Raw genomic sequence first — 877 nt, 5'->3', positions numbered from 1 at the left:
CAACACAGTGTATAATTCATTGCTTCCGATTTTCCTCACGGAAAATCCTCGCAACTTTATTATCTTAGTTTCTTAACCCGAAAATCCTGCGGATTTTCACGCAACGAAACTATACACAAACCGTTGTGGGTAATTAAAAAAATGAGGACATTTCTATCTATAGTTTTCACTTGGATTTCAATCTCAGTTAATGCTCAATCAATCGAATTGACTGACATTAAATTGAATGGAATTATTCCTTATAAAATTGATTTTATGGAATTAAAATCTTCGATAAAACAAATTGACAGTATCAAATCAATTCCTGAATTAATGGACATATCCACCGCTGACTCTTTAGTATATATTGGAAAAACATATTTTGAATTTTATACCGATTCGCAAAAATGTGAGTTAAACGTGGTTTATTTTGACGAAAAAATAATTGAATTAAACATTGGAAAAATCACATTGACAAATAAAACAACCGAAAAAGTCTTTTCTAAATATTTCAAGTCAGATTGCAACTCAACAGAACCTGTTAATCTTTATGGAGAATCAGATAAATTTAAAACTTGTAAAATTCCATTAACACTAAAAGGAGAACTGACTGACAATCAATTGCTGTTTTTCTTTTCCGATGGGAAGTTAAAACGGATAGACTTATGGAAACCGAATTAAAAAACTACCCACAACACCATGTATAATTCATTGCTTCTGATTTTCCTCGCGGAAAATCCTCGCAAGTTTGCTATCTTAGTTTCTTAACCTGAAAATCCTGCGGATTTTCACGCAACGAAACTATACACAAACCGTTGGCGGTAATTAAAAAATGAAAACACTACTTCTTTTTTCTATACTCTTCCTTACTACAACAGCATCGTTTTGTACACAAATA

At 31.7% G+C, this 877-nt stretch carries 1 protein-coding gene; it reads left to right on the top strand.

Annotated features, from left to right (window positions below; genetic code table 11):
• The first annotated feature begins 255 nt into the window (after nt 1-255).
• Nucleotides 256-660, top strand: a complete 405-nt coding sequence (locus ZA05_RS11980) for a hypothetical protein (protein ID WP_157514468.1) — start codon at nt 256-258, stop codon at nt 658-660.
• Nucleotides 661-877 lie beyond the last annotated feature (217 nt).

The organism is Mangrovimonas sp. TPBH4, assembly GCF_001280505.1.
GTDB lineage: Bacteria > Bacteroidota > Bacteroidia > Flavobacteriales > Flavobacteriaceae > Mangrovimonas_A.
The sequence above is the reverse complement of the archived record's forward strand: the minus strand, read 5'-3'. Positions and strand labels throughout refer to the sequence as shown.